24 protein-coding genes, 1 pseudogene and 1 riboswitch are annotated in these 25,423 nt (G+C 67.1%); of the genes and pseudogenes, 15 read left to right on the forward strand and 10 right to left on the reverse strand.

Going from position 1 to position 25,423, the window contains the following annotated elements:
- Positions 1-132: 132 nt before the first annotated feature.
- Positions 133-242: riboswitch (TPP riboswitch) on the forward strand.
- The 9 genes from thiC to AWC31_RS28930 all read left to right on the forward strand — a co-directional run bounded on the left by thiC (position 234) and on the right by AWC31_RS28930 (position 7,444).
- Entirely contained in the window at positions 234-1,838 is a 1,605-nt protein-coding gene (thiC, locus tag AWC31_RS28890; protein ID WP_085147728.1) for a phosphomethylpyrimidine synthase ThiC, read from the forward strand. Its footprint overlaps the riboswitch before it by 9 nt.
- Positions 1,835-2,671: a bifunctional hydroxymethylpyrimidine kinase/phosphomethylpyrimidine kinase gene (gene thiD / locus AWC31_RS28895; RefSeq protein WP_067849442.1), complete on the forward strand. Its 837-nt coding sequence runs from the start codon at positions 1,835-1,837 to the stop codon at positions 2,669-2,671. The genes thiC and thiD overlap by 4 nt, the downstream gene beginning before the upstream one ends.
- Complete coding sequence (locus AWC31_RS28900) at positions 2,668-3,297, forward strand: alpha/beta hydrolase family protein (protein WP_085147730.1); 630 nt, start codon at positions 2,668-2,670, stop codon at positions 3,295-3,297. The genes thiD and AWC31_RS28900 overlap by 4 nt, the downstream gene beginning before the upstream one ends.
- Positions 3,294-3,848, forward strand: a complete 555-nt coding sequence (locus AWC31_RS28905; protein WP_085147733.1) for a septum formation family protein — start codon at positions 3,294-3,296, stop codon at positions 3,846-3,848. The genes AWC31_RS28900 and AWC31_RS28905 overlap by 4 nt, the downstream gene beginning before the upstream one ends.
- Positions 3,849-3,905: 57 nt before the next feature.
- A complete protein-coding gene (locus tag AWC31_RS28910; RefSeq protein ID WP_067849448.1) occupies positions 3,906-4,841 on the forward strand; it encodes a DUF5996 family protein in 936 nt (311 codons plus the stop codon).
- Entirely contained in the window at positions 4,834-5,196 is a 363-nt protein-coding gene (locus AWC31_RS28915) for a nuclear transport factor 2 family protein (RefSeq protein WP_085147735.1), read from the forward strand. Before AWC31_RS28910 ends, AWC31_RS28915 begins: the two co-directional genes overlap by 8 nt.
- 134 nt (positions 5,197-5,330) lie before the next feature.
- On the forward strand, positions 5,331-5,627 hold the full coding sequence (locus AWC31_RS28920; protein ID WP_234817029.1) for a DUF3303 domain-containing protein: 297 nt from the start codon (positions 5,331-5,333) through the stop codon (positions 5,625-5,627).
- Between the two features lie 46 nt (positions 5,628-5,673).
- Positions 5,674-7,158 (forward strand): flavin-containing monooxygenase, encoded by a 1,485-nt coding sequence (locus tag AWC31_RS28925; protein WP_085147737.1) that lies wholly within the window; start codon positions 5,674-5,676, stop codon positions 7,156-7,158.
- Between the two features lie 16 nt (positions 7,159-7,174).
- Positions 7,175-7,444 carry a DoxX-related protein gene (locus tag AWC31_RS28930; protein WP_085147738.1) on the forward strand — a complete coding sequence of 90 codons (270 nt, stop codon included), beginning with the start codon at positions 7,175-7,177 and terminating at the stop codon, positions 7,442-7,444.
- On the opposite strand, the gene AWC31_RS28935 is transcribed toward AWC31_RS28930, so the two are convergent.
- On the reverse strand, positions 7,411-8,673 hold the full coding sequence (locus tag AWC31_RS28935) for a TetR/AcrR family transcriptional regulator (RefSeq protein WP_085147740.1): 1,263 nt from the start codon (positions 8,671-8,673) through the stop codon (positions 7,411-7,413). The genes AWC31_RS28930 and AWC31_RS28935 overlap by 34 nt on opposite strands.
- A 97-nt stretch (positions 8,674-8,770) precedes the next feature.
- Here AWC31_RS28935 and AWC31_RS28940 point away from each other — a divergent pair, with 97 nt between their 5' ends.
- The 3 genes from AWC31_RS28940 to AWC31_RS28950 are packed head-to-tail and all read left to right on the forward strand — an operon-like array spanning position 8,771 to position 10,567.
- Positions 8,771-8,995, forward strand: coding sequence for a hypothetical protein (locus tag AWC31_RS28940; RefSeq protein ID WP_085147741.1), 225 nt, complete (start codon positions 8,771-8,773; stop codon positions 8,993-8,995).
- 9 nt (positions 8,996-9,004) lie between these two features.
- Positions 9,005-9,331 (forward strand): hypothetical protein, encoded by a 327-nt coding sequence (locus AWC31_RS28945; protein ID WP_067849460.1) that lies wholly within the window; start codon positions 9,005-9,007, stop codon positions 9,329-9,331.
- 15 nt (positions 9,332-9,346) lie between these two features.
- Positions 9,347-10,567, forward strand: a complete 1,221-nt coding sequence (locus AWC31_RS28950) for an APC family permease (RefSeq protein ID WP_085147743.1) — start codon at positions 9,347-9,349, stop codon at positions 10,565-10,567.
- 1 nt (position 10,568) lies between these two features.
- Here the strand turns inward: AWC31_RS28950 and AWC31_RS28955 are convergent, their stop codons facing one another.
- Positions 10,569-11,237, reverse strand: a complete 669-nt coding sequence (locus AWC31_RS28955; RefSeq protein WP_085147845.1) for a GntR family transcriptional regulator — start codon at positions 11,235-11,237, stop codon at positions 10,569-10,571.
- Between the two features lie 70 nt (positions 11,238-11,307).
- Positions 11,308-12,642: an MFS transporter gene (locus AWC31_RS28960; RefSeq protein ID WP_085147745.1), complete on the reverse strand. Its 1,335-nt coding sequence runs from the start codon at positions 12,640-12,642 to the stop codon at positions 11,308-11,310.
- 189 nt (positions 12,643-12,831) lie between these two features.
- On the opposite strand from AWC31_RS28960, the gene AWC31_RS28965 reads away from it, so the two are divergent.
- On the forward strand, positions 12,832-13,671 hold the full coding sequence (locus AWC31_RS28965) for a sugar phosphate isomerase/epimerase family protein (RefSeq protein ID WP_085147747.1): 840 nt from the start codon (positions 12,832-12,834) through the stop codon (positions 13,669-13,671).
- Between the two features lie 10 nt (positions 13,672-13,681).
- Entirely contained in the window at positions 13,682-14,455 is a 774-nt protein-coding gene (locus AWC31_RS28970) for an SDR family NAD(P)-dependent oxidoreductase (RefSeq protein WP_085147749.1), read from the forward strand.
- Between the two features lie 78 nt (positions 14,456-14,533).
- Here the strand turns inward: AWC31_RS28970 and AWC31_RS28975 are convergent, their stop codons facing one another.
- Positions 14,534-16,213, reverse strand: coding sequence for a SulP family inorganic anion transporter (locus AWC31_RS28975; protein WP_085147847.1), 1,680 nt, complete (start codon positions 16,211-16,213; stop codon positions 14,534-14,536).
- A gap of 63 nt (positions 16,214-16,276) precedes the next feature.
- On the opposite strand from AWC31_RS28975, the gene AWC31_RS28980 reads away from it, so the two are divergent.
- Positions 16,277-17,578, forward strand: a complete 1,302-nt coding sequence (locus tag AWC31_RS28980) for a uracil-xanthine permease family protein (RefSeq protein WP_085147751.1) — start codon at positions 16,277-16,279, stop codon at positions 17,576-17,578.
- Here AWC31_RS28980 and AWC31_RS28985 read toward each other — a convergent pair.
- The 6 genes and pseudogenes from AWC31_RS28985 to AWC31_RS29010 all read right to left on the reverse strand — a co-directional run bounded on the left by AWC31_RS28985 (position 17,540) and on the right by AWC31_RS29010 (position 25,346).
- Positions 17,540-18,556 carry an NAD(P)/FAD-dependent oxidoreductase gene (locus tag AWC31_RS28985; RefSeq protein ID WP_085147753.1) on the reverse strand — a complete coding sequence of 339 codons (1,017 nt, stop codon included), beginning with the start codon at positions 18,554-18,556 and terminating at the stop codon, positions 17,540-17,542. The genes AWC31_RS28980 and AWC31_RS28985 overlap by 39 nt on opposite strands.
- Positions 18,553-19,062, reverse strand: a complete 510-nt coding sequence (locus AWC31_RS28990) for an isoprenylcysteine carboxyl methyltransferase family protein (RefSeq protein WP_085147755.1) — start codon at positions 19,060-19,062, stop codon at positions 18,553-18,555. Before AWC31_RS28990 ends, AWC31_RS28985 begins: the two co-directional genes overlap by 4 nt.
- Positions 19,062-20,129, reverse strand: a pseudogene (locus AWC31_RS28995) (type III polyketide synthase). The gene AWC31_RS28990 and the pseudogene AWC31_RS28995 overlap by 1 nt, the downstream one beginning before the upstream one ends.
- 38 nt (positions 20,130-20,167) lie before the next feature.
- Positions 20,168-22,375: an MMPL family transporter gene (locus AWC31_RS29000; RefSeq protein ID WP_085147757.1), complete on the reverse strand. Its 2,208-nt coding sequence runs from the start codon at positions 22,373-22,375 to the stop codon at positions 20,168-20,170.
- Positions 22,376-22,398: 23 nt separating this feature from the next.
- A complete protein-coding gene (locus AWC31_RS29005) occupies positions 22,399-23,838 on the reverse strand; it encodes a M28 family peptidase (RefSeq protein WP_085147759.1) in 1,440 nt (479 codons plus the stop codon).
- Positions 23,835-25,346 (reverse strand): M28 family metallopeptidase, encoded by a 1,512-nt coding sequence (locus tag AWC31_RS29010; RefSeq protein WP_085147849.1) that lies wholly within the window; start codon positions 25,344-25,346, stop codon positions 23,835-23,837. The genes AWC31_RS29005 and AWC31_RS29010 overlap by 4 nt, the downstream gene beginning before the upstream one ends.
- Positions 25,347-25,423: the final 77 nt, after the last annotated feature.

Consider the following 25,423-nt stretch of genomic DNA (forward strand, 5'->3'; position numbering starts at 1 on the left):
ATCGCAATCCAGGGACAGCGGCGGCCCATACATTCAAAACACATATATTAGCTATACAAACCATCGAGGGGCAATCCGTCGCGCCCCGGTTCCCCATCGCCGACCGACTGCGCTACGTTGGGACACGCACAACCAAATCCACGCGGGAGCGCGCACCGAGCGCGCTGAGAGGACGGGTAGGCCCGTCGACCGTACGAACCTGACCGGGTAATGCCGGCGTAGGGAGATCTTTCATGAGTGATGTCTTTGTCAACGGCACGGTCGACCCGTCGGTCACGATCGGTCCGATCACCGGAAGCGTCAAGTCCTACCGTGACGTCGGCCATGATGGGGCCGCCATGCGTGTGCCGTTCCGTCGGGTGCTGTTGACCGACGGCGATCATCTCGACCTGTACGACACCTCGGGCCCGTACACCGACCCCGAGGCCGCGATCGATCTGAATGCCGGGTTGCCGCCCCGCCCGGGCGTGGTGCGCGACCGGGGCACGCAGCTGCAGCGCGCCAGAGCCGGCGAGATCACCGCCGAGATGGCGTTCATCGCTGCGCGCGAAGGTGTTTCGGCCGAGCTGGTGCGCGACGAGGTCGCACGTGGGCGGGCGGTCATCCCGGCCAACCACAACCACCCCGAGAGCGAGCCGATGATCATCGGCAAGGCGTTCGCGGTGAAAGTCAATGCCAATATCGGCAATTCGGCCGTCACGTCGTCGATCGGCGAAGAGGTCGACAAGATGGTGTGGGCCACCCGCTGGGGTGCGGACACCATCATGGACCTGTCCACCGGCCGCGACATCCACCTCACCCGTGAATGGATCCTGCGCAACTCCCCCGTCCCGGTCGGCACCGTGCCGATGTACCAGGCGCTGGAGAAGGTCAACGGCGATCCCACCAAGCTGACGTGGGAGATCTACCGCGACACCGTGATCGAGCAGTGCGAGCAGGGCGTCGACTACATGACGGTGCATGCCGGGGTGCTGCTGCGCTACATCCCGCTGACGGTCAACCGGGTCACCGGGATCGTGTCCCGTGGCGGCTCGATCATGGCCGCCTGGTGCCTGGCACATCACACGGAGTCGTTCCTCTACACCAACTTCGAGGAACTCTGCGAGATCCTGGCCCGCTACGACGTGACGTTCTCGCTGGGCGACGGTCTGCGGCCGGGCTCGATCGCCGACGCCAACGACGAGGCACAGTTCGCCGAGTTGCGCACCCTGGGCGAACTGACGAAGATCGCCAAATCCCATGGCGTGCAAGTGATGATCGAAGGGCCCGGTCACGTGCCGATGCACAAGATCGTCGAGAACGTCAAGCTCGAAGAAGAGCTCTGCGAGGAGGCTCCGTTCTACACGCTCGGGCCACTCGCCACCGACATCGCACCCGCCTACGACCACATCACCTCGGCGATCGGCGCGGCGATCATCGCCCAGGCCGGCACGGCGATGCTGTGCTACGTCACCCCGAAGGAACACCTGGGCCTGCCCGACCGCAAGGACGTCAAGGACGGCGTGATCGCATACAAGATCGCCGCGCACGCCGCCGACCTGGCCAAGGGTCATCCCCGCGCCCAGGAGCGCGACGATGCGCTGTCCAAGGCCCGCTTCGAGTTCCGGTGGCACGACCAGTTCGCGCTGTCGCTGGACCCGGACACCGCACGCGAGTTCCACGACGAGACGCTGCCCGCCGAACCGGCCAAAACCGCACACTTCTGCTCGATGTGCGGCCCGAAGTTCTGTTCGATGCGCATCACGCAGGACATTCGCGACGCCATGCAAGACAAGTCGGTGGAGTTCGCCGAACATGGTAACCGCGTGTATTTGCCCTTGGCAGAATCGTCGAAGTGAACTACTTGTCCTTGCCCCCCGCCGGCCACACACCGCTGCGGGTGATGACCATCGCCGGGTCCGATTCCGGCGGCGGTGCCGGCATCCAGGCCGACATGCGGACCTTCGCGATGCTGGGGCTGCACGGTTGCGTCGCGCTGACCGCGGTGACGGTGCAGAACTCCGTGGGCGTCAAGGGTTTCCACGAGATCCCGCTCGACGTCGTCGCGGGGCAGATCTCGGCGGTGACCTCTGACATCGGCATCCAGGCCGCCAAGACCGGCATGCTCGCGTCCTCGGACATCATCTCCACGATCGCCGAGACGTGGCGCGGCGAGGGGCTCGCCGGGCAGGTGCCGCTTGTGGTCGACCCGGTGTGCGCGTCGATGCACGGCGATCCGCTGCTGCATCCCAGCGCCCTGGACGCGCTGCGCACTGACCTGTTCCCGCTGGCGACGCTGGTGACGCCCAACCTCGACGAGGTACGCCTGCTCGTCGACATCGAGGTGGTCGATCCGGCCTCGCAGAAGGAGGCGGCCCGCGCGCTGCACGCGCTGGGACCGCAGTGGGCCTTGGTCAAGGGCGGGCATCTGCGTTCGTCGGCGGCAAGCCCCGACATCCTGTTCAACGGCAGTGACTTCTACGAGTTCGACGCGCCGCGCGTGGACACCGGCCATGACCACGGCGCGGGTGACACGCTGGCCGCGGCCACGGCATGCGCTCTGGCCCATGGCTATTCGGTTCCCGACGCGGTCGAGTTCGGCAAGGCCTGGGTGACCGAATGCATCCGTGCGGCCTATCCGCTGGGGCACGGCCACGGCCCGGTGAACGCACTGTTCCGCCTGCAATCATGAGCCTCGACGACATCGCAGGCATCGAGCACCGGCCCCCGGGCAGCCCGAAAGGAACAGTCGTGCTCACCCACGGCGCAGGCGGCAGTCGCGAGTCGCCGCTGCTGATCAGGATCTGTGACGAATGGGCTTCCCGCGGCTGGCTGGCGATCCGCTACAACCTGCCCTACCGGCGGCGCAGGCCCAAGGGACCGCCGTCGGGTTCGGCGGCCGGCGACCGCGAAGGGATCGCGGAGGCAGTCACGTTGGCGCGCAGCCTCGGTGACGGTCCGGTGCTCGCGGGCGGGCACTCGTACGGGGGCAGGCAGACGTCGATGGCGGTCGCCGACGAAGGCGTCGTCGTCGACGTCTTGACCCTCTTCTCGTATCCGCTGCATCCACCCGGCAAGCCCGAGCAGGCCCGCACCGAGCACCTGCCCCGCATCACGGTGCCGACCGTGTTCACGCACGGCAGTGCCGACCCATTCGGCACGCTCGACGAGATCGATGCGGCCGCGGCGTTGATCACCGGCCCCGCCGAGGTGGTCGCGATCACCGGCGCGCGGCACGATCTGGGGTCCAAGACCCTCGACGTCCCGGCCCTTGCGGTCGACGCGGCGTTGCGGCGGCTCGATATCGTCGGATCATGAGCACTCCCCCCGGCCCTCCGCCGTACGGTCCGCCGCCTGGCCACGGCTATCCGCCGCCCCCGCCGCAGCCGTACTCGTCGGAGTCCGGCCAGTTCCCGGTACCGCCCAAGAAGTCCTCGGCACTCCAGTGGGTGCTGATCGCAGTGGTTGCCGTGATCGCACTGGTCGTCGCCGCCGGCGTGGCGCTCTATGTCTTCACCCAACGCGACTCGACCGAGGCATCCGAGGTGAAGAGCGGCGACTGCCTTGCCGAGATTCCCGACAGCAGCCGCGTGCTCTACGTGCAGACCGTGCCGTGCGATCAGCCGCACAAAGGTGAGGTCTTTGCGGTGTTGCCGATGCCCGATGGCGACTTCCCCGGTGAGGCAGAGGTGATCAAGTACACCGACAAGTGCGCCCCGGCGCTTGCGGAGTACTCGCCGGCGACGGCGGAGGATTCCGCGATCAAACTGTTCGTGCTCTACCCGACCGCGGACTCCTGGCAACGCGGCGACCGGGTGGTCACCTGCATCGCCACCACCGAGAGCCCACGTACCGGAAAGCTCGGCTAGCAGGCGATCCCGTCCTTCGACGGGTGCGCGGATCGGCGCGCGGCTAGGCTTCGACATATGACTTCTGCCGATAACGGCTGGCCGGCGCTGCGTGTCGCGGATTGGGGGCCGACCCGCGACACGCTGCACATGTGGACACAGATCGTCGGCAAGATCCGGCTCACGCATTCGCCACTGCTCAACCACTGGTGGCAGGTCACGTTGTACGTGAGTCCGCGTGGCCTGACCACATCGTCGATTCCGTACCGAAACCGTTTGTTCGACATGGAGTTCGACTTCATCGACCACGTGCTGCTGATCCGCACGAGCGACGGCGAGTCACGCACCGTCGCGTTGGCGCCGAAATCGGTTGCCGAGTTCTATGCCGAAACACTCGCTGCCCTGGACCAATTGGGCATCGAAGCGCGAATCTCGGCTCGGCCCAACGAAGTCGAACCGGCCATCCCGTTCGCCGAAGATCACGAACACGCGTCCTACGACCCGCAGGCTGCACATCTGTTCTGGCGCCAACTCGTGCAGGCACACCGGGTGATCAACGAATTCCGTTCGCATTTCGTCGGCAAGGTCAGCCCGGTGCATTTCTTCTGGGGCTCGTTCGACATGGCCTGCACGCGGTTCTCGGGCCGCCCGGCGCCCGAGCACCCCGGCGGAGCTCCCAACTGCGCGGATTGGGTGATGGTGGAAGGGTATTCGCACGAGTTGAGCAGCTGCGGGTTCTGGCCGGGTGGCGGCGAGGAGGGCGCGTTCTACGCCTACGCCTACCCGGAGCCGAAGGGCTTCGCCGACTTTCGAGTAGGCCCCGACGCCGCCTTCTACAGTTCCGACTTCAGGCAATTCCTGTTGCCGTACGAGGCGGTTCGGACATCCGCCGACCCTGACCGTGCCCTGTTGGAGTTTCTGCAGACGACCTACGCCGCCGCGGCCGACCTCGCCGGCTGGGATCGGGCGAGTCTGGAGGACGATCCACGACGCTGGGACCAAGACGATGACTGACGATCTGCGCAAGCGGTCGACCCAGGAGGTTTTCGATGACCACCTGCGACTCGCTGGCGAACATCGCTTCGACGACGATATCGAGCGCAACGTCTCGCCCGAGTGCGTCGTGCTCGAGCGTCGCGGCATCTTCCGTGGCCGCGACGGTGTGCGGCGGCTCGCTGAACTGTTGGCGCAGGAGCTTCCCGACGCGCCGTACACGTACACGAACCGACTGGTCGACGGACGAGTGGCGTTTCTGGAATGGACCGCCGAAGCCGACCATGCGGGCGTACGCGACGGGGCGGACTCGTTTCTGATCGAGGATGGCTGGATCGTCGCACAGACCATCCATTACACGGTCGAGTCGACGTGAACCCGTGGCTCGCGGCAATCGACCAGCCACCTTGTCACGTAGGGCCTGCCAGCGAAAACCGCCGCATCGGGGAAATAGGGTAACGCCATACTCTAAGCAGGTGACCTGCCCGGGGACACACTCGACTCATCGATGTGAGCCACCACCAGGAGGAGGTCACCATGAAGTTCATCGTGCACTGGACGCAGACCCAGGCCAATTACCGCGAGGCGGTCGACAAGTTCAAGAAGACCGGCGCGCAGGTGCCTGACGGCGTCACGATGCTCGGCCGCTGGTGGGGCATGAACGGTCAGGGCTTCGCCATTGTGGAGACCGATGACGCCAAGGCCATGTTCGAATCCGCGGCGGAGTGGGGCGAGTTCTTGACGATGGAGATCACGCCCGCAGTCGAGGACGCCGAGGCCGGCGAGATCCTCGCCAAGCTGTACTGATCGACCTCTCGACAAAGTACCCGGTACCTGCGGTACTGTTTGCCGCATGAGTCCGGGTAGGTACGACGCGGTCATCGTCGGGGCGGGTTTCGCCGGGCTCGGCGCCGGCATCCAGCTCAAGCGGATGGGTATCGACAATTTCGTCATCGTCGATCGCGAGGACGATCTCGGCGGAACCTGGTACGTCAACCACTATCCCGGCCTGGCCGTCGACGTGCCCACCACCACGTACTCGTACTTCTTCGAACCGAACCCCAACTGGTCGCGTCTGTTCTCCACCGGTGCCGAGATCAAGAAGTATGCCGACGACGTGGCCGACAAGTACGGCATGCGCCGCCACATGCGCTTCAACACCACGGTCGAGGGCGCTCGCTGGGATGAGGAATCGGGTCTCTGGCGGGTCGCTGTCGCGGGTGGCGAGACGCTGAACACGCGATTCCTGTTCACCGCAACCGGATTCCTGTCCCAGCCCCACACCCCCGACATCCCCGGCATCAACGACTTCGCGGGCAAGGTCATCCACACAACCGACTGGGAAGACGGCTACGACCTCAACGGCAGGCGGGTCGCGATCATCGGTACCGGCGCGACGGCGGTCCAGCTCATCCCCGAACTCGCCAAGCGGGTCGCCGATCTGACCGTCTACCAGCGCACACCCATCTGGGTGGTGCCGAAGGTCGACCTGAGGTTCTCGCCGCGCGCCAAAGCGCTGTTCGCGCGTGTGCCGCTGACGCAGCGGGTCGTTCGCGCCGTCACCGACAGCCTGTACGCGTTCATGGTCGACACCGCGGTGCTCAAGCACCGGTATTTCCGGCGGCTCAACATCGCGGCGGCCGACCTCGCGAAGCTGCACCGGTTCGCGTCGATCCGCGACCCCGAATTGCGCCGGAAACTGACCCCGGACTACGACTTCGGTTGCAAGCGCCCGACATTCTCCAACGGCTACTACCGTGCGTTCACCAAGCCGCACGTACACCTGCAGGCCGACGGCATCGAGCGCATCGAATCCGACGGCATCGTCAACGCCGACGGCACCAAGACCACGATCGACACATTGGTGCTCGCGACGGGATTCGACCTGTGGGAGGCCAACTTCCCGGCGATCGAAGTGATCGGCCGGGACGGCCGCAACCTCGGAAAGTGGTGGCGGGAAACGCGATTCCAGGCCTACCAAGGCGTCTCGATGCCGTACTTCCCGAACTACCTGAGCCTGGCCAGCCCGTACGCGTTCCTCGGGCTCAACTTCTTCAACACCATGGAGTACCAGATGCGGCTCATGGACCGGTTGTTCGCCGAGGTGAAGCGCCGCGGCGCCACCACATTCGAGGTCACCGAGGAGGCGAACAGCCGATACCTGGACCGGATGACCGAGGCGCTCGGCGACTCCTTGTTCACCCTCGGAAATTGCGCATCGGCACGGTCGTACTATTTCAATCCGAGTGGCGAGGCAACGCTGCTCAGACCGATGACGACCCGCCGGGCCGTCGCGGAAGCGTCACGATTTCCGTTGAGTGACTACACGTTTGCCTGATCAGAGAGGATCACACATGGCAGAGGGCAACAATTCCAAGCTGGTCAAGCTCGTCGGCCTCGGTGTCGCGGGCACCGGTGTTTCGCACTTCGTGAAGCCGCAGCTGTTCGAGTCGATCACCAAGTCGGCGTTCCCCAAGGACACTCAAAAGCACATCTACACCAACGGCGGGATCGAAACCGCGATCGGACTGGGTCTCCTGCTGCCCAAGACCCGCAAGCTGGCCGCAGTCGGAACCCTCGGCTACCTCGCCTACCTGGCCGGCAACGCCGTCCGTAACCGGTAGCGGCCCAACAACGTCAGATCGACCATGGCCGCGACAACGGCCCGGGCCTGCACCGAATTCTGGTATTCCATCAGCCGGCCCAGGTCGATCACCAAAGCCATCGCAGCATGAACCGCGAACCGCGCCTGACCGGCAGACCACTGCGGACGCACCGGCGTCACCAAGTCGACCCACGACTCGACGGCCGACCGTTGCAGGTCGCGCAGGATCTTCTGGTCGGCCGGGGCCATGTTGAGGCGTTCGGTGTAGTAGACGTAATCGAGTTCCGGACGCTCGAACGAGCGGGCCACGTACTTGTCGATCAACGCCACGAGTGCCTGCTCGGGATCCTCGATGGAGCTGAGCAATTCGGCCATGTCCGCCGAGAGCCGATCGGCCGCGCGGCGGAATCCCGCGGCCAGGATGTCGGTCTTGCCCGAGAAGTACCGGTAGATACCGGAGGCCGGCATGCCGACAGCCGCGGCGATGTGCTCCATGGTGGTGTCGCGGTAGCCGTTCTGGTTGAACAGCCGCATCGATTCGGTCAGCAGCGCTTCGTATTTGGTTGCGCCCACACCGGGCGGCGCCGGGGCCGGTTCGGCGTCGTCGGGATCGGGAAGCTCCGGCAGTTCGGCGGCGAGCACGGTTTCGGCGATCTCGGCCAGCACTTCGCGGATCTGGCCGGCGGGCAGCTTCGCCCGATGATCGACGATGCTGCCGACGACGCTCAACACCGCGGTGGACAGCGTCCAGCGCTCGTGCGAATCGAGGTCCGGCCGCAGCTCCTGCAGGGGCCGGTGAATGCGCTGATGCACCGTGCGGACCTGGGCGTCGAGCGTGGTCTGATCGTCTCCGGTCAGAAACCGCGCCTCCCAGCGGTACAGGCCACCGGATTCGCGGTTGGCGAGGGAGGTGTCGGTCAGCGCGGAGACGAGACGGCGGAGCTGCTCGCGCGGGTCGACAGTGCCGACTGCGGAGTCCCCGTCCGCGAACGCGGTGTTGTCGACCAGTTGCTGACCGAGATTGAGTACCGCATCGCGAAACAACTCGTACTTGCTCGAATAGTGCCGGTACAACGCGGCCGCCGAGATCCCGACGCGCGAGGCGATGGACTCCATGCTGACGCCGTGGTAACCGAGGGAACTGAATGCCTCGGCGGAAGCCCGCGCGATCTGGGCTTTACGGTCCTTGGGACGGCGTCGCACACCAGATGCGCCACTGTCGCTCGGGCCGGGCGTGGTGCGCGCCATGTCGACACGATAAACGGACCTACCGATCCGGTCAAAATGGTAGCGCCACGCAGAATGGCAATTAACATAATCGGGGTTGAGGCCGGACGGGGGTCATGTGCTTGTCAGATTGCGGCGATTGCTGGCGTACCGTATCGCGGTCGGCGAACTACTCGTGGCCGGCATCATTCTCGGAGCGCCTTACCTGCTGATCGGCGCGATCTGGTCGAGCACCCACACCGACCATCTCGAGCAGATGGCGCCGCTGGCCGCGACAGTGTCGTTCCTCGGCTCGATCGTGTCGTGGCCGGTGCTGTTGTTCACCGACGTCTGTATGACCTGAGAGGGAGGCATGAGTTATCGCGCTGTCTACATCGGGATCGCCGGTGCCATCATCGTCGCCATCGGCCTCTATCTGATGAGCATGTCGGTCTACCTGGACGATTTCGACCAGTATGGTATGCAGATTCCTTGCGGCACGGGTTTTTCGGCTCACCTGGACCAAGCCGCCGCGGCCGGCGGTGAGTACGTCGACAAGTGCGGTTCCGCATTGCTGACGCGCCGGCTGTGGACCATCCCGGTCGTGGTGATCGGTGGCCTCGCCCTGCTCGCCGTGTTGTTTCGGGCCGCGACGACGTCGGCTCACGAATCGCTCATGCCGAACCGCGACACGCACTGATCTAGTATCGCTGGCGTGACCACGCCAGAGGGTCTGCAGCGCAGGCTCGGCACCGTCGACGCAGTGACCATCGGCTTGGGCTCGATGATCGGCGCGGGCATATTCGCCGCGCTGGCCCCTGCAGCGGCGGCCGCCGGAACCGGCCTTCTCATCGGACTTGCGGTGGCGGCGGTGGTCGCGTACTGCAACGCCACATCGTCGGCGCGGCTGGCGGCCCGCTATCCGCAGTCAGGCGGTACCTACGTGTACGGCCGGGAACGGCTCGGCGAATTCTGGGGCTACACCGCGGGTTGGAGTTTCATCGTCGGCAAGACCGCGTCGTGCGCGGCGATGGCGTTGACCGTGGGCCTCTATGTGTGGCCGGATCAGGCGCACGCCGTCGCGGTGGCAGCGGTCGTGGCGCTCACGGTGGTCAACTACGCCGGCGTCCAGAAATCAGCACTGCTCACCAGGATCATCGTCGCCGTCGTGCTCGCGGTCCTCGCGGCGGTCGTGGTCATCGTCCTCGGATCGGGCGCGGCCGACACCACTCGGCTGGAACTGGCAGGCGATGTCACGGCCGGCGGCGTGCTGCAGGCGGCCGGTCTGTTGTTCTTCGCGTTCGCCGGCTACGCGCGTATCGCGACCCTCGGTGAGGAGGTGCGCGACCCGGCGCGCACGATCCCCCGCGCCATCCCCATCGCGCTGGGCATCGCGTTGGTCGTGTACGCCGTCGTCGCCGTTGCGGCGCTCGCGGTGCTCGGCAGTGCCGAACTGGCGTCCGCACCGGCACCTTTGGCTGACGCCGTCGCCGCGGCGGGTGCCGGGCAATGGCAGCCCGTGGTGCGGGTCGGGGCCGCGGTCGCCGCGCTGGGATCGCTGCTGGCGTTGATCCTCGGGGTGTCCCGTACGACGCTTGCGATGGCCCGCGACCATCACCTGCCGCACCGGTTGGCCGCCGTGCATCCGCGGTTCGGCAGCCCACACCGGGCCGAGATCGTCGTCGGTGTCGCGGTGGCGGTGCTCGCGGCGTTCGCGGATCTGCGTGGCGCCATCGGGTTTTCGTCGTTCGCGGTACTGATGTACTACGCGATCGCCAACGCCTCGGCCTGGACCCTCGGCCGCCGGGTGATCCCCGCGCTCGGGTTGGTGGGCTGCCTGGTGCTGGCGTTCACCCTGCCGCTGTCGTCGGTGCTGACGGGGCTGGCGGTGGTCGCGGTGGGCGCGGCGATCTACGGCGTGCGCGCCCTGCGCTGAATCAGTCCTGCCCGTCCACCAGAACCGATGCGGCCGTGCACATGTGCTCGCGTACGGTCGCGGCCGCCGCCGCCTCGTCACCGGACTCGATGGCCTCGACGATCTCCAGGTGACGTTTGGCGTCCATGTTCTTCAGGGCGCGCTCGACCCCGGCGTACATGATCGACATCCGGATACTGCCCTCCAGCGACGACCACGAGTGCAGCAGCGTCTCGTTGCCCGACAGATGACACATCGTGCGGTGGAACTTGAGGTCGGCCTCGATGCGGTCCTCGAGGTTGGAGGCGGCCCAGCGCTCCATGTCGGCGACCGCCACGCGCAACTCCGCGACGGCCGCGGCGCGATCCTCGCGCCGGGCCAGCGCGCTTGCGGCCAACGATTCCAGCGCCGCCCGCACGTCGAAGATGTCCTTGATCTCCTTGGTGTCGAGATGGCGCACCGAAAGCCGCCCGCGCGCCCCCGCCGAGATGAGGCCTTCCTGCTGCAGCTGGCGCATCGCCTCACGCAATGTGCCTCGGCTGATCTGCAACGCCTCGGACAGGTCGGTTTCCACCAGATGCGTGCCCGGCTGCAACTGGCCGGTGGTGATCGCCCGGCGCAGCGCGGAGAGGGCCTGCTCCCGCAGACTCGTCTTCTCCAGGCGCAGCAGTGACGGGGCATCCCCAGACACGGTGGTCATCGAACCTCCCCGGACTGTCAACATCTGATTGTCGACACTGATGCTACCGTCGCTCGGCGCCTCACGCCGCGAGCGCGTGCGCGTTCGCGGCGGCCTTGTCGGCCAAGGCGCGTTCGCGCGGACCCCAGGTCTCCCTGGTGACGATCGCCGCCCACAGCCCGATCGCGGCATACGCCGAGAACAGCAGCGCCGGGCCGACCCAGCCGAACGCCTCGTACAGCAGCGTCGTGATGAAGGGCGTGAAGCCCGAGACCATCGCCGAAATCTGGTACGCCAGTGAGGCTCCCGATGCGCGCGTGTTGGCCGTGAACAGTTCGGGGAACCACGCGCCCTGCGCACCGGCCAGCGCGTTCTGGGACACGCCGTAGGACACGATGAACGTCGCGACGATCAACAGGAACAGGCCCGTGTTGACCAGCATGAACATCAGCACACCGAACGGAATGCCGAACGCGCAGACCCACAGGTAGACGGGTCGGCGGCCGACCCGGTCGGTCAGCCTGGCCCAGGCCACCGTGGCGAAGATCCCCACTGCCGACGCAATGCACAGGGCGACAAGGGTTTCGGTGGCCGTCGCCAGCTTCGCGCTCTTGAGGTAGGAGATCATGTACGTGATCGACACCGCGTAGCCGGCCGTCTCGGCGACGCGAAGACCGATGCCGCGCAGGATGTTTCGCCAATCGGTCTTGAACACCTCGACGATGGGCGCCTTGACGATCTTGCCGGTCTGCTTGACGTCTTCGAACACCGGGGACTCGGGGACCCGGGCGCGGATGATCAGGCCGACGATGACGAGCACGATGCTGGCCAGGAACGGCACGCGCCAGGCCCAGTCACCGCCGAGGTGGACGCTGACCAGGAACACCAGGTTGGCCAGCAGCAGGCCGACGGGGAAACCGGCCTGGACGATTCCGGTGTAGCGGCCCTTCTGTTTCCACGGCGCGTGTTCGTAGCTCATGAGGATCGCGCCGCCCCACTCCGCACCGAATGCCAAGCCCTGGATGATGCGCACCGTCACCAGCAGCACGGGCGCGAGCACGCCGACGGCTGCGTACGTGGGCAGCAGGCCGATGGCGAACGTGGCCAGGCCCATGATGATCAGCGACGCGACCAGGACGGGCTTGCGGCCCACCTTGTCGCCCAGGTGCCCGCCGATGATGCCGCCGAGCGGGCGGGCCGCGAACCCGACGCCGAGCGTGGCGAATGCGGCCAACGTGCCTGCGACCGGGCTCGAATTCGGGAAGAACGCGGTCCCGAAGTAGAGCGCGGCCGCGGTGCCGAAGCCGATGAAGTCGTAGGTCTCGATGACGGCGCCGACGCCGGAGCCGATCGCGACCCGCTTGGCTTCCGGGGTTCCGTGTACCGGCCCCCGCATCGAAAGAGCATCGTCGCTCATGAGCAGATCCTTTCAAAAGCCCTAGTCCGCGTCACTGTCGACGGTCAACAGTGCTTCAGGTCACCCAGTGTGAGCGCGCACACAACTCATTGTCAACAGTCGACATGATTTAAGCGTCGCCAGTTGATTGTTGACAGTCGACTTCGATACTGTGGCCGCCATCACGTACTCCACCTGTGAAGGCGTTTCATGACCGGCGAAAACCGACCGCACGCTCGCCTGGGCTGCTCGACCATCAGCTTTCGGCACCTCGATCTCGAGATGGCGCTCACCTGGATCGATCAGCTGGGATTCCGGGCGATCGACCTCGGCGCGCTGCCCGGGGTGTGCGACCACGTGCCCTATGTGCTCGACGAAGCCGCCGTCGCCACGGTCTCCGCGGCCGTCGCCGCCTCGCGGTTACGGGTCCGGTCGATCAACGGTGACATCGGCGATCTGAACCGTCCGCTCGGCGACGAAGCCCGCGCGGCCCGCCGCAGGCACCTCGCCATGCTCCTATCCCTCGCCGCCAACACCGGGGCGGACGCTCTGGTGCTGCCGTGCGGCGCGATCGACCACACGCCGGTACGCACCCTCGACCAGGATCTCGACCTGGTCGCCGCCGAGCTGGACTCGGCAGCAGAGCTCGCCGCCGAGTACGGCGTCGAACTCTGGACCGAGTCGCTGCACTACCACCGGTTGTGCCACGACATGGACCGGGCACAGGCCCTCGCCGATCGACTGCGAGGCACCCGGATCGGCATCGTGATGGACTTCAGCCACGTGGTCGCCTCGGGCGGCGATCCAGTCGACTTCGTCGCCCACTTCGCCGACCGCATCGCCCACGTCCACATCCGTGATGCCGTACCCGGCAACATCAACGTCTCCGTCGGGCGCGGGCAGGTCGACTTCGCGACGGGTCTCAAAAGCCTTGCCGCCGCCGGCTACACCGGCGAATTCGCCCTCGAACTGGAAACCCGCGATGTCACCAACGACGAGCGGCCGGCCGCCACTGCGCAAGCCGCACAACTGATTTCAGAACTCATCTAAGGAGCGATCCATGAGCACGATCCAACGCACCGCAGTCGTCACCGGGGCGACCTCCGACAAGGGCATCGGCGTGGCCGTCGCGGCGCGCTACGCCAAGGAAGGCTGGGCCGTCGTCGTCCTCGATCTGGACGGCGAGAAGTCCGCCAAGGTCGCCGCCGAGATCGGCAACCAGTACGCCGTGCCGGCATTCGGCCACGCGGTCGACGTCACCTCCGAGGAGTCGGTCACCGCGGCGCATGCGGCCGTGGCCGCCGAGATCGCCTCGGGCAACCTGCCCGCGGTCGGCGCACTCGCCAACATCGCGGGCATCACCTCGCCGGTCGGATTCCTCGATACCACGCTCGAGCTGTGGAACAAGGTCATGGCCGTCAATGCGACCGGAACCTACCTGGTGACCAAGGCCTTTCTGCCGGACATGATCGAGGCCGGCTGGGGCCGCATCGTCAACATGAGCTCGGTGTCGGCGCAGCGCGGCGGCGGCGTGTTCGGCAAGGTGCCGTACTCGTCGGCCAAGGCCGCGATCCTCGGCTTCACCAAATCGCTGGCCCGCGAGATCGCCGACACCGGCGTCACCGTCAACGCGGTCACCCCCGGTGCGGTCGACACCAACATCCGGGTCGGCTCGACCGACGAGCAGGAGGCCAAGCTGGCCGCCGACATCCCGGTCGGCCGCACCGCCACGACCGACGAGGTCGCCGCCGTCATCACCTTCCTGTCCAGCCAGGACGCCAGCTACCTGACCGGCACCACCGTCGACATCAACGGCGGCAGCCACATGCACTGATCCCCTTGCACCGCGAGCGCCCGTGTCTGTACACCGACACGCCGCACAACGCCGTACATTCGCGGTCGCTCGCACGCGTCAGGAGCGCGCCCGGAACGCCTCGACGGCGGTCGGCAGGGTCGGAAAGATCCGGTCCTCGCCCACGCGGTCGACGAACCCCGCCGCGACGAGGTCATCGAGCAGGTCCTGTTTGACGCGCGCCATCGCGAACACGATGCCGCGTGCCATCAGATCCCGGCGCAACTGCTCGAGCGCGTCGACGGCCGTCAGATCCGGGTCGACGTTGGCCTCGGCATTGAGCACGAACCACTCGACAGGTCCGTCGGCCTCATCGAACGCAGCCATCGCACGTTCGCGAAAGTTCTCGGCGTTCGCGAAAAACAGTGGGGCGTCGTAGCGGTAGACCACGAGCCCCGGCACCGGCTCCGCTTCGGGATAGTCGTCGACGTCATGCATACCGGCCATGCCGGGCACGTAACCGAGCACGCTGTCGTGGGGCCGGGCCACCCGCCGCAGCATGTCGAGCAGCGACAACCCGATCGCGACCAGCACGCCATAGAGCACGCCGAGCCCGAGCACGGCCACCGTCGTGGCCACCGCAAGCACCAGTTCGCTGCGACGGAACCGGGCCAGTCGCCGGAACTCCGGGATGTCGACCAACCGCAGCGCCGCATACACCACGAGCGCGCCGAGCGCGGCCATCGGGAAGTGCTCGAGCAGGCCGCGGCCGGCGAGCATCACCACCACAACCGTCGCCAGCATCACCAACGAATACAGCTGCGTGCGGCTGCCGAGGACATCGCCGAGCGCCGTCCGGCTGCCGCTCGAACTCACCGGAAACCCTTGTGTCACACCGGTTGTCAGATTGCAGACGCCGAGTGCGCGCAGTTCGGCGTTGGCGTCGATCGTCTCACCGCGGCGGGCCGCGAAGGTGCGGCCGGTCAATGCGTTGTCGGAAAATGCGACGACTGCGATGCCGACCGCGGGAATCGTCAACGCGGCGAGTTCGGCGAACGTGACCGCGGGCAGGCTGGGCACCGGGAGGCCGGCCGGGATGTCGCCGATGACGCGAATGCCGTTGTCCTCCATGCCGAACAGCCACACCACGGCCGTCGCGGCCAACACCGCGACCAACGGACCGGGGAACAGCGGAGACATCCGGTAGAGGATGAGCAGCACCACCAGCACCGCACCGGACAGTGCCACGGTGGGCCAGTGGACGTCACCGATGCCTGCGACGAAAGACCCGACCTCGTCGATGAACTCGTCGCCCTCGACCGTGGTCCCGGTGACCTTGCCGAGCTGTCCGCTGATCATGATGACCGCGACGCCCGTCATGTAACCGATCAGGACCGGCCGCGACAACAGGTCGGCCAGAAAGCCCAGCCGGCAGAAGCCCGCGAGCAGACAGATCGCTCCCACGAGCAGCGCCAGCACCGCCGCCATCACGGCGTACCGCGCGGGATCGCCGATCGCCAACGGCGCCAGTGCGGTGGCCGTCATCAGGGCGGTGGTCGATTCCGGGCCGACCGACAGCTGACGTGACGAGCCGAGCATCGCGTAGACGGCCATCGGCACCAGCGACGCCCAAAGCCCGGCGACCGGCGGCAGGCCCGCGACCGTGGCGTAGGCCATGACCTGCGGCACGAGATACGCCGCGACCGTCACGCCAGCCACGACGTCGCCCCGCAGCCACGACCGCTGGTAGTGCACGATCTGCACCAGCCCGGGAGCCACGGTCGCGGCGGTCAGCTTCATCGCGCTCGATTCTTGCGCGAGTGCGGGTGCACGGTGGCCGTTCATGGTGTGTAGTTCTCAATCGTGACCCTGCTGAGTTGGAAGTATGTCGAGGCCCGCGCCGACGATGACTTCGTCGTCGCCCCGCACGAGCGGCTGGACTGGGCCCGCACCATCGGAATCGGCGCCCAACACGTCGTGGCGATGTTCGGTGCCACGTTCCTGGTGCCGGTGCTGACGGGGTTCCCGCCCGCCACCACCCTGCTGTTCTCCGGCGTCGGCACCATCCTGTTCCTGCTCATCACCGGCAACCGCCTGCCCAGCTACCTCGGGTCGAGCTTCTCGGTGATCGCACCCGTGACCGCGGCGGTCGCCGCCGAGGGAACCGGCAGCGCGCTGGGCGGGTTGATCGCGGTCGGCGTGCTGTTGATCCTCATCGGTGCGGTCGTGCATCTGGTCGGCACGCGATGGATCGATCTGGTCCTGCCGCCGGTGGTGACCGGCGCGATCGTGGCGCTGATCGGGTTCAACCTGGCGCCTGCCGCCAAGAACAACTTCGAGAAGGGTCCGCTGGTCGGCCTCGTCACGCTGGTTCTGCTGGTGGCCACCCTGGCGTTCTTCCGCGGAATCATCGGCAGGCTGGCCATATTCGGCGCCGTCGCGGTCGGCTATCTGATGGCGCTGATCCTCGGCGAGGTCGACACGTCGGCGATCGCCGCCGCGCCGTGGGTGGGCCTGCCCGAGTTCCAGGCGCCGACATTCACGATCAGCGTGCTGCCGCTGTTCTTGCCCGCGGTCATCGCACTCGTCGCCGAGAACATCGGCCACGTCAAGTCCGTCGGCCAGATGACGGGCACCGACATGGACCCGCTCATCGGGCGGGCACTGGCAGCCGACGGCGTGGCGACGGTGCTGGCCGGCGCCGGCGGCGGTTCTGCCACTACCACCTACGCCGAGAACATCGGCGTGATGGCCGCGACACGGGTCTACTCGACCGCCGCGTATTGGGTCGCGGCGGCCGTGGCGATCGGATTGTCCCTGTGCCCCAAGGTCGGTGCGACGATCTCGGCGATACCGCCGGGTGTCCTCGGCGGCGCCACGATCGTGCTCTACGGGCTCGTCGGCATCCTCGGCGTCCGCATCTGGCTGACCAACCACGTCGACTTCGCCAAGCCGATCAACCAGATGACCGCAGCGATACCGCTCATCATCGGCATCGCCGACTTCACCTGGCAGGCCGGGTCTTTGACATTCACCGGTATCGCGCTCGGCTCGATCGCGGCCCTGCTGATCTTCCACGGCATGCGTTCGCTGGAGTTCCTGGGCGGCCTCGGCAGGCGCAAAAGCTCACTCCCCGAGCGCGTTGACCACCCGGGTGAACACTGACGGCAGGGCCGCCGCGGCCGGCGTGATGGCCGCCCGCACCGGGCGAAAACCGCTGCCGTGCAACAGCGCTGCCGTCAGGAACCGGTAGCGGCGGGTCATCGTTCGCCACTGCCGGTCGTAATCCTGGGGCCGGTCGGCCAGCACACAGCCCACGAGCAACTCCGCCGCGCCGAACGCGAGACCCATCCCCTCGCCAGTGAGCGCGTCGATGTAGCCGGCGGCGTCGCCGACGAGCAGAACCCGGCCTGCCGTGCGGTGGCGTACCTTCTGCCGCAACGGACCTGCCGCCCGGTCCTGGCCGTGCGGCAGGCCGTCGATCCGCTCGGCCAGTTCAGGGAACTGCTGGAGGTGTTCGCCGAACCCGCCGCGCGTCGATTTGAGGATCGCGATGCCGACGCAGTCGTCGTTGACCGGCGTCACGTACGCCTCGGTGTCATGCGCCCAGTACACCTCGACGCAGTCCGACCACGGTGCGATCTGCACGTGCCGCCGGATCCCCCACCGACGGCGCTGCGCCTCGCCGCTCGCAAGCCCCAACGCCCGGCGGATCGGTGAGTGCAGCCCGTCGGCGGCGGCCAGGTACCGCGCCCGAAAACCCGCTGCGCTCACCGACGTCGAGTCCTGCGTGACCTCACCGACCTCGCCGTGCACCACCCGCACGCCTGCCACGGCCGCGGCTTCGGACAGCGCTGCGTGGAGCACCGTACGGCGCACCCCGCGCCCGGCGCCGTCGCGGAACCGGGCCTCCGCACATCGGCGGCCGTCGAGGTAGCGGATGCCGTGAAAGTCTCTTCCCTCGACTGTTGCGCCGAGGCGCTCCAACTGCCGGACCGAGTGCGGCATCAAACCTTCACCGCACGCCTTGTCGATCGGGCCGCGCCGGTGCTCGACGACGACGGCTTCGAGCCCGGCCCGCGCCGCGTGCACCGCGGTCGCCAGCCCGGCAGGGCCGCCTCCCGCGACGAGCAGATCGATCACGTCAAGCCCTGCAACGCTTCGTTTTCCACGCGAATGCGGGTACGCAGCAACACCGCGTTGGCAATCGAGAACACCAGTGCGGTGATCCAGCCGCCGCGCACGAGGGGCAGGGCCGCGCCTTCGGCGACCACGGCCACATAATTGGGGTGCGGGATCACGCGGTACGGCCCGTCGACGACCCGGCTCGCCCCGGGCACCACCACAACCCGGGTGTTCCACTGGCGGCCGAGCGTCGTGATGCACCACCAACGCAGCCCCTGTGCGGCCAGCACGACCGCGAACATCGGCCAACCCAGCGCAGGCCGGAACGTGCGCCTGCGTCCCTCTGCCAGCGCGCCGACCAGCAGCCCGGTGTGCAGTGCCACCATCACCGGGTAGTGACCGGCGCCGAACTCCTTGCCGCCGTTCGCCTTACTCCATTCGAGGTTGCGTTTGGACACCACCAGCTCGAGCAGCCGTTCGGCGGCGACGGCAGCGATCAGCGTCGTATAGCTCTTCACGCCCATCAACGCCAACGCAGCAGAACCAGCTCGGAGCAGAACCCCGGGCCCATCGCCATCAAGACTCCCGGACTACCCGCGGGCGGTCGCTTGCGGATCGTGTCGCGCAACACGTGCAGCACCGAGGACGAGGACAGATTGCCGACCTCGGCCAGCGATTGCCACGTGAGATCGAGTGCGTCCGTGGGCAATTCGAGGGTCTCGATGATGGCCTCGATCACCTTCGGCCCGCCGGGGTGGCTCACCCACGCCCCCACGTCGCCGACCGTCAGCCCGTGATCGCCCAGGAATCCGGTGACGTCGTCGCCCAGGTACCGCCCGACGAAGGCGGGCACCTCGGCGCTCAGCACGATCTCGAATCCCTGCGTGCCGATGTCCCAGCCCATCGCGTGCAACGAGTCCGGGTAGAGATGGCTGCGGGAGTCGAGCACGTCGGGTCCGCTCGGGTCGAGTTCTTGCGCGCGCTGCTCGCCGACCGCGACCACCGCGGACGCGCCGTCACCGAACAGCGCACCGGCCACCAGTGTCGGCATCGACGGATGGTGCTTGCGCGTAAGCTAACACAGCTCGACCGACACCAGCACCGCGACCTTGTCGGGCGCGCCGCGCAAGTAGTCGTTGAGCCGGGCGATACCGGCCGCCCCGGCCACGCAGCCAAGCCCGAAGATCGGGATGCGGCGCACGTCCGGCCGCAGGCCGAGCCGGCCCGCGATCCGCGCGTCGAGGGACGGGACAACGGCGCCGGTGACGGTGGTGGTGACGATCAGATCGACGTCCTCCGGACGCAGCCCGGCCTCGTCGAGCGCACCGGATAACGCCTCACACCCAAGATCTGTTGCGTGGTCGATGAATAAATTGTTCGTCTCGCCGAAATCACTCAACCTGGCGTATTCCTCAATGGGTCTTACCAGGTACCTACTGTTAACTTTTGCGCTTTTATGCAGGGATCGGACGATTTCCTCGTGCTCAGCGTATCCCGGCAGGTCAAGCAGGGTCTCCGTGACCTCTTCCTGGGTGTATCTATAGGGCGGCAGGACGCCGTGAACGCCGGCAATAGTGCAGTATCGAGACATTCCCGCGACATTAATTCCCATACCCGATATACGGGGGCCTACGTCTTCTGGTTCAACGGTTCGTCTGTGAATCCGAGTCGGTCATGGATAAGCACCAAAGGCCGCGGTGCCCACCAATTCCACCGGCCCATCACATGCATGAATGCCGGTACCAAAACCATCCTGACCAGCGTCGCGTCCATCAGGACCGCGAGCGTCAGACCGAGGCCGAACATCCGCATGAACGACACGTTCGCGGCGATCAGCGCCGCGAACGAGATAGACATCACAAGCGCCGCCGCGGTGACGACGCGGCCGGTCCGGGCGAGCCCGAGCGCCACGCTCTCGCCGACATCGGCCGACGTGCGGTCCGAAGCCAGCCAGTACTCGCGGATGCGCGACAGCAGGAACACCTCGTAGTCCATCGACAAGCCGAACGCGATGCAGAACAGCAGCACCGGGATGTTCGCGACGAGCGTGCCGGTCGAGGTGGTTCCGAAGGCGCCGAGGTGTCCGTCCTGGAAGATCCACACCATCGCGCCGAACGCCGCGGTCAGCGAAAGAACATTGAGAACAAGCGCTTTCGCGGGCAACACGACGCTGCCGGTGAGCAGGAACAACAGACAGAACGTGATGACGGCGATCAGGCCGAGCACCAACGGCAGCCGGGACGTGATGGCGTTGACGCTGTCGCGGTCGGTCTGCGCGAGCCCGGTCATCTCGACCGCCCTGCCGCCCGGACCGGCGACCTCGTGCAACCGGTCGAGTTGCGCGTCGGAGGCGTCCGAGAACAGCGGCGCGGTACTCGACACCGTGAGGAACGTCGAGCCGTCGCGTTCGTCGGCCGCGGCGCTCGGCGGGCCTGCCTGCCGGCCGTCGACGAACGTCGCGGTCGGCGTGGAGACGGCCGCGACGTCGACGACGCGCGAGAGTTCGGCTGCGTAACGGTCCATCTCGGCTCTCGCGACGCCCCGCGAGTCGGGGATGACGACTTTGACCTCGGTGGCGGAATTGTTCTCGAAGTCGGTGCGCAGCTGATCGCCGACCTGGTGCGCCGAGGCGGATTTCGGCAACACGCGATCGTCGGGAAAGCCCCACTTGACGTTGAAGAACGGCAATCCCAGCAACACCAGGAGGGCGACAACGGCCAGCCCGATCGGAATGGCCCGCCGCAGAACGAACTTCGTGGAGCGGTACCAGAACTGGCGTTCGACGGGTTTGGATGTGCGTGCGGGGCCGTCGATTCGGCTGCCCAGCAGAACGATCGCCGCCGGGGTGATGACCAGGGCCGCGATCGCGGCGAACACCACGGTCGCGACCCCGGCATACGCGAAGGACTTGAGGAAGTACATCGGGAACAGCACGAGCACCGACATCGGCAACGCCACCGTGGTCGCCGAGAACACCACGGTGCGGCCAGCCGTCACCATGGTGCGCACCAGCGCGTCCTCACGACCAAGACCGTCGGCCAACTCGTCGCGGAACCGGCTGATCATCAGAAGCGTGTAATCGATTGCGAGCGCGAGGCCCATGGCCATACAGAGGTTGAGCGCGAACACCGACACGTCGGCCAACATCGTGATGGCGCGCAGCACCGCGAGCGATCCCAGGATCGCCATCACGCCGACCACGACGGGCACCGCGGCGGCCAGCAATCCGCCGAACACCCACACGAGCACCAGGAAGCTGAGTGGGATGGCGATCGACTCCATCAACAGCAAATCGCGTTGCGATTGTTCGGTGATCTGGGTGTTGACCATCGCCACACCACCGGCACGCACGGTCACCTCATCACGGTCGTGGACGAGGGCCTCGGTCAGTTCCTCGGCATGGTTCTGCGCGTACTTCTCGCCGCCGGTGATTCCGGCGACGATCAGGCCGGCACTGCGGTCCTTGCTCAGCAGCTCGGCCACCGCGAGCTGCGGCGCCGTCCACGCCGAGGTCACCTGCGCCACATGGGGCGAACGCTCCAGCTCGTCGACGATGCCGACCGCGACCTCGCGCGCCGCCGGGCTCATCGCGCCGTCCGGCGCGGACACGATGATCAGCAGCTGTTGATCGCCGCGGTTGAACTTGCCGGCCAGCATCGCCTCGGCGCGCGACGATTCGGCATGCGGATCCTGGAAGCCCCCGGCGGAGAGTTTCTGGGTTACCGGAATCCCGAAGATCGCGGCCGCGACCGCGACAAGCACGGCGATACCGATGATCCGGCGCGGCGTTGCGATGGCCAGTCGCGCGAGACGTTCGAGGGCGCCGGGGTTCTCCACCGGCCTATCGTGCCCGAAAGCGCTCAGCCGTGGTGGCGTTGGTCACGGGGCGGAACCCCGTTGGGCCCGTCCGTCGACAACGCGTAGGTACCGACCACGAACCCGACGGCGGGTCCCATGATCGACAGCGCTTTGGCGTCGACGTTGTCGATCGTGTCGCGCGCGGTGTGGTAGTTCGGGTCGAAGGCCACTCCGGCACGGCCACCCCAGAGTCGGGCCTGCACTCCTGTTTTCAGCTGTGACGACCCCGTGGTCGCGCCTCCGATGGGGACGCCGGCCGTCACGAACGGACCGTAATCGGTGTTGGCGCTCAACGGCATGTCGGCGGGCCGCACGCCGGCCAGGTTGAGATATCCGGCGATGGTTCGCTCGATGCCCGCCGAACCCTCGGGAACGGGTTTGGCGTCGCCGGCCTGCGCCGACTGGTCACCGTCGTACGTGAAGTAGCCGGCGTTGGTCGAACCGAGCATGTCGAAGTTGAGGTAGAGCGCGAGCTCGTCGAGCTGTTCGGGCTGCAGGCCGCGGACGTACTGCGTCGACCCCTCCAGTCCCGTCTCTTCGGCGCCCCAGAACGCGAACCGGACGGCGTTGTGGATCTGTGGCGAACCGCCGAGCTGCAGCGCCGTCTCCAACACCGCGGCCACCCCGGTGCCGTTGTCGTTGATACCCGGCCCGGCGGCGATGCTGTCGAGATGCGCCCCGACCATCACCACGTCGGTTGTCGATCCGGTTTTGGTCTGCGCCAGCAGGTTTCGCGACTTCATCATTTCGGCTTTGCTGTCGAGCGTCAACCGGACCGGGGCTGAGGTGCGGCGCAGTGCGGTGTCCGCGGTCTTGTCGATGACGCCGACCGGCACCTTGAGCTGGCCGTAGTAGCCGGACGTGAACAGACCGGCCGGGCTGGGCCGCGTGGTGCTGACCACGAGCAGCCCGACGGCGCCTTCGGCGAGTGCGGTGTTCTGCTTGACGACGATGGAGCATCCGGTGTCGTCGACCACCGCGATGGCCCCGTCGATGTCCACGCCCGAATAGTCGGCGGCCGCACAGCCGGCCGGTTTACCCGGGCGCAGGGTGGGCGCGTTGAGCCCGCCGGGCGCCGTGGTGACGAGCAGCGAGGCCTGGTCGACGGGATAACGGCGACCCGACACGGTCAGGTTGGGACTGCCGCCGCGCATCGTGCCCAGGCGCTCGAACTCAGGCGTCGAAACGTCGAAACCCTTGTCCCGCAAGAGCTGCGCGACATAGTCCAGGCTCGCGTCGTAACCCGGTGTGCCCTGCCCCCGATTGCCGTCGTTCGCGTCGGCGATCTCGGCGAACTTGCGCAGATGCGCGAACATGCCGTCGACGGTGATGCGCTGCGCCAGATCGTGCGGCAGCTCGGTCGGCGGTGGCGTCGGCGCGGAGGAACACCCCGCCGCGACCGTGGCCGCCAGTGCCGCCGCGGCCAGCCAGCGCGATCTCACTGCGGGCTGATCTCGTGGCGCGTGCGGTCGGACCGGATCGGTATCCCGTTGCGGCCCCGCTGATCCTGTGCATACAAGCCGACGGCGAACGCCACGCCTTCACCATGGATCTGTAGCGCATCCCGGTCCACGTGTTCCAGGGTATCGGTGTTCTTGTGGTAGTTGGGGTCGAATGGTTGGTCGGCCTGCCCGCCCCACTCCTGCGCCTGCTCAGCGGTCATCTTGTCCTCGGCCCCGGAGAACAGGCCCCCCGCGGGGATGCCGGCCAACGTGAACCCGTCATAGTCCGAGCGCCCATCGAAACTGGTGTCCTGCGGCATCTTTCCCGCATCGGCCAAATAGGCCGCCAGTGTCCGCTCGATACCGGCCGAGCCCTCGGGCACACGCGGCACCCCGCGTCCTTCGATCGGCGCGGACTGATCGCCGTCGTAGGTGAAGTAGCCGGGGTTCGGTGACCCGAGCATGTCGAAGTTGAGATACAGCGCGATGTCCTTGAGGCCTTCGGTGTCGAGCGACTCGACATAGTTCGTCGACCCCAGCAAGCCTTCCTCCTCGGCGCCCCAGAACCCGAACCGGACCGCGTTGTTCACGTCGGGCGAACTGCCGAGCTGCAGTGCGGTCTCCAGCACGGCCGCGACGCCCGAACCGTTGTCGTTGATACCAGGGCCCTCGGGGACGCTGTCGAGGTGCGCGCCGACCATCACCACGTCCGACGTCGAACCGGTCTTGGTCTGCGCGATGACGTTGCGGGTGCGCTCGGTGCGCACCCCGGCGTTGAGCCGGATGGTGGTCGGTCCCGGGTTGGCGCGCAGACGTTCGCCGTCGTCCTTGGTGACGCTGACGACGGGGATCTTGACGTCGGTGCGGCGCCCGAGGGTTCCGCCCATCTCGTCGCCGTCGACGTTGTTGGCGACGATCATCGCGACGGCGCCGCGCTCGGCGGCCGCGGCCTGCTTGGCACCGAACGGGCAGGCGCCCCGGTCGACCAGCACCACCGCGCCTGCGACGGGCAGACCGTCGTAGTCGCTTGCTTCACAGCCGGGCGAGTCCTCGGTGGGCGCCGCGACGAGCGGGCCGGACACGCCTTCGGGCCGCGTGCCGATCGTGAACTCCAGCGGCCTGGCCGTGACCGGTTGACCGCCCACGGTGACCTGCGGGTCCTCCGAGAACGGCAGGCGCACCTCGAACTCCGGGGTCTGCACGTCAAAGCCCTTGTCGCGCAGCGCATTGGCGACGAACTCGACACTGGCGTCGTAGCCCGCGGTGCCGAGCGCGCGGTTGCCGTCGTGGGCGTCGGCGATCTCCTGCAGTTTGGTCAGATGGCCCATCATGGCGTCGGCCGAGACGCGCTCGCGCAGCTGGTTGGCGAACTCCGTCGCCGCGGGTGACGACGTCTGCGCCTCCTGCGTCGGCGTATCACTCTGCAGTTCGGTCTTCGCATCACAACCGGCCAGTGCCACGGTCAGCACGACCGCACCAAGCACTGCCCCCGTCAAACTACGTCGCATTGCACCCACGGTAGCCGGTGCCGGCAACGGCCTGGCGATAAATCGATTGCGGGCGGCTTTGCTGACATGCGATGGTT

The sequence above is a fragment of the Mycolicibacterium wolinskyi genome (assembly GCF_002101965.1).
Classification (GTDB): domain Bacteria; phylum Actinomycetota; class Actinomycetes; order Mycobacteriales; family Mycobacteriaceae; genus Mycobacterium; species Mycobacterium wolinskyi.

Bases quoted from the DNA above. Each gene is read 5' to 3' on its own strand.
- AWC31_RS28915 (WP_085147735.1), top strand. From the start codon at position 4,834: ATGACTGACGATCTGCGCAAGCGGTCGACCCAGGAGGTTTTCGATGAC.
- AWC31_RS28905 (WP_085147733.1), top strand. From the start codon at position 3,294: ATGAGCACTCCCCCCGGCCCTCCGCCGTACGGTCCGCCGCCTGGCCAC.
- thiC (WP_085147728.1), top strand. From the start codon at position 234: ATGAGTGATGTCTTTGTCAACGGCACGGTCGACCCGTCGGTCACGATC.
- AWC31_RS28925 (WP_085147737.1), top strand. From the start codon at position 5,674: ATGAGTCCGGGTAGGTACGACGCGGTCATCGTCGGGGCGGGTTTCGCC.
- AWC31_RS29010 (WP_085147849.1), bottom strand. From the start codon at position 25,346: ATGCGACGTAGTTTGACGGGGGCAGTGCTTGGTGCGGTCGTGCTGACC.
- AWC31_RS28990 (WP_085147755.1), bottom strand. From the start codon at position 19,062: ATGGGCGTGAAGAGCTATACGACGCTGATCGCTGCCGTCGCCGCCGAA.
- AWC31_RS28930 (WP_085147738.1), top strand. From the start codon at position 7,175: ATGGCAGAGGGCAACAATTCCAAGCTGGTCAAGCTCGTCGGCCTCGGT.
- AWC31_RS28900 (WP_085147730.1), top strand. From the start codon at position 2,668: ATGAGCCTCGACGACATCGCAGGCATCGAGCACCGGCCCCCGGGCAGC.
- AWC31_RS28975 (WP_085147847.1), bottom strand. From the start codon at position 16,213: ATGAAGCTGACCGCCGCGACCGTGGCTCCCGGGCTGGTGCAGATCGTG.
- AWC31_RS28970 (WP_085147749.1), top strand. From the start codon at position 13,682: ATGAGCACGATCCAACGCACCGCAGTCGTCACCGGGGCGACCTCCGAC.
- AWC31_RS28965 (WP_085147747.1), top strand. From the start codon at position 12,832: ATGACCGGCGAAAACCGACCGCACGCTCGCCTGGGCTGCTCGACCATC.
- AWC31_RS28945 (WP_067849460.1), top strand. From the start codon at position 9,005: ATGAGTTATCGCGCTGTCTACATCGGGATCGCCGGTGCCATCATCGTC.
- AWC31_RS28960 (WP_085147745.1), bottom strand. From the start codon at position 12,642: ATGAGCGACGATGCTCTTTCGATGCGGGGGCCGGTACACGGAACCCCG.
- AWC31_RS28910 (WP_067849448.1), top strand. From the start codon at position 3,906: ATGACTTCTGCCGATAACGGCTGGCCGGCGCTGCGTGTCGCGGATTGG.
- AWC31_RS28935 (WP_085147740.1), bottom strand. From the start codon at position 8,673: ATGGCGCGCACCACGCCCGGCCCGAGCGACAGTGGCGCATCTGGTGTG.